General features: G+C 38.1%; 4 protein-coding genes. All 4 read left to right on the plus strand.

Annotated features, from left to right (window positions below; all coding sequences use genetic code 11):
* On the plus strand, positions 1 to 266 hold a 266-nt coding region (locus tag FTT83_RS15810), incomplete at its 5' end, for an integrase core domain-containing protein (protein WP_009517034.1).
* 237 nt (positions 267 to 503) lie between these two features.
* The gene (locus FTT83_RS15815) at positions 504 to 974 is read left to right on the plus strand and encodes a DUF2946 domain-containing protein (RefSeq protein WP_121523964.1); all 471 of its coding nucleotides are present in this window, start codon (positions 504 to 506) and stop codon (positions 972 to 974) included.
* 255 nt (positions 975 to 1,229) lie between these two features.
* Positions 1,230 to 1,490 (plus strand): DNA-binding transcriptional regulator, encoded by a 261-nt coding sequence (locus tag FTT83_RS15820; protein WP_121523972.1) that lies wholly within the window; start codon positions 1,230 to 1,232, stop codon positions 1,488 to 1,490.
* A gap of 118 nt (positions 1,491 to 1,608) precedes the next feature.
* On the plus strand, positions 1,609 to 1,908 hold the full coding sequence (locus FTT83_RS15825; protein ID WP_086197100.1) for a NifB/NifX family molybdenum-iron cluster-binding protein: 300 nt from the start codon (positions 1,609 to 1,611) through the stop codon (positions 1,906 to 1,908).
* Positions 1,909 to 2,227 lie beyond the last annotated feature (319 nt).

A 2,227-nucleotide genomic window follows, 5' to 3' on the forward strand; every position in this document is an offset into this window, starting at 1 on the left:
CAGCAAATTTACGAGCATCAGTCGGTACGACTGGTGATTCATACGATAATGCTTTGGCTGAAACGGTGAATGGCTTATACAAAACAGAGGTGATTGAATATCTAAAAGCAGATTGGCAAGGTTTAGCAGATGTACAACTTGCGACACTAAACTGGGTAGATTGGTTCAATAAAAAGCGTGTACACAGTGCACTGGGTTATGTATCGCCTTTTGAGTTTGAAGCAATGTACTATGATAAGATTAACCCGTTAGGTCAGGTGGCCTAACTTAAATAAAAAAGTCTCCGACAAACCCGGTACGGTTCAAACCTACAATGCAGTCCAACTTTAATAAGACTTTATTCGTTTCAGAATGATCTTACGCTTCCTATTCCATAAAGAAAAAATAAAATTATGTTTAGTAGCAGATTAAAATCGATTTTATCGTCTATTTTTCAATTATAAATTTTATATTTTGTTATATTATAACCTATGTAATGTCCATAAAAGTGTAGTGAAGTGCTCATGATGTTGGGAAGATTGCTGGGGTTATCAGCAATCTTGTTACAGATCGCTGTGTTCCTGCAGCCTTTATTACCAGAAAAACACAGTGTTTTTTCGGTATGTAAAACTGTTGCCGCAGCATTACATCTGGAAGTTACTAACGTTCTCCCACACCACAGCTTCGCAACATCACATCCGCATAGCAATCAAGCCAGCGGAGCAGACCAAAATCCTGCACATGTCTTCACACATGTGCAGGATCGGCATGAACATCAAGAGCGGGATGATGCACATACCGGTCATGACTGCCAGTTTTGCCTGGTGCACAGCTATACCCTACCGCTACTCGATACCAAACTCAGACTAGTACTGATCAGAACTCAGACCTTACTGCAGTTCTTCAGTACATTTGTCCCATATACGCTGTCCCTACCTGATCTGTGGTTCCTGATTCCTCAGGGTCGTGCTCCTCCTTTAACACTCATCCACTAAATCAGCAGATATGGTATTGCTGAGCAGTCTGCCGCAGTTTCCGATATGGCTGAAAATATTCATCTATCCAGAACATGTGAGCAGCTCACAATTAGCATCTTCAGTCACAGTGATCCTATCCGTAATAATGAATATGGCTTTTAATTTATCTGTATTCAAATTTATTTGAAATCCGGCTGTCACAGTCTCAATGACCTTTGGATTTTTCAAAGTGTTATTACAACTTTCTAGTATATCGATAAGGAGGAGACAATGATGAATCTACTTCAGCACGATCAGGCACATCTCCCAAAAAGTGATTTTAATAGCAGCTGTTGTCTGGATTTAGCACAACAAACTGTAAGGATCCGGCAAGCTCTCAATATTTCACAGACAGAACTAGCATCGAAACTGTGTATTTCCGCCCGTACCCTAGAAAGTTGGGAACGTGGAGTTCGTCATCCCTCAAGCTCAGCCCAAGCCTTGTTAAAACTCTTTATCAAGTCACCTCAGTTTGTTTTGGAAAATCTTGCTTGAATGGTATTAGCTATGTTTTTAAATAGTTTTTGTCACTACAAGTTTAACTTATGAATCATCATGAACCGATGCATACCTATAAAGAGCAGTAGTATCGGTTTGGTTTGGAGAAATCTTTATGGTAATTGTAATTACATCACAGAACCGACGTCATATTACTCCGCATGCCGGGAAATGCCGAAAATTCTGGAAATATGAGCTCAAAGATGGGAAAGTTATGGACAAACAGCTCATTGAGGTGGAGAAAGAAGCATCATTTTCTCAGTCGGGTGAGGTACTAGAAAAACTGTTACCTATGGACATGTTCATAACCACAGGGATGGGTGACAGATTGCGAGAAAAACTCAAAAATATTGGTGTACATGTTATTGTGACGGATGAAATTGATCCTGATAATTTTATTAACAGTTTACTTTAACTCGCCTATGAATAAAATCTAAAACCATAGCTAAAGTTTCCATTAAAAGTTAGTGGGAACTTTAGCTAATAAAATACATCTTACTAACTGCTATTTAATCAAAAAATTAAATTGCCTAGGCTTAAAATAAGTTGACACGATATTTCATATAAATACCTGATGAATTTCATCAGGTGTTTTTGATTTGTAAAACAGAGGTGGATCAGGAAATTTGAACAACACCTATAAGTGATATTTTGCTCCCCAAATGATGTTATAAACATCAATATATGGAGTATTTTATGGCACGTAGACCAAGAAGAAATCATTCAAATGATTT

It is taken from the genome of Acinetobacter sp. YH01018 (assembly GCF_013420295.1).
Classification (GTDB): domain Bacteria; phylum Pseudomonadota; class Gammaproteobacteria; order Pseudomonadales; family Moraxellaceae; genus Acinetobacter.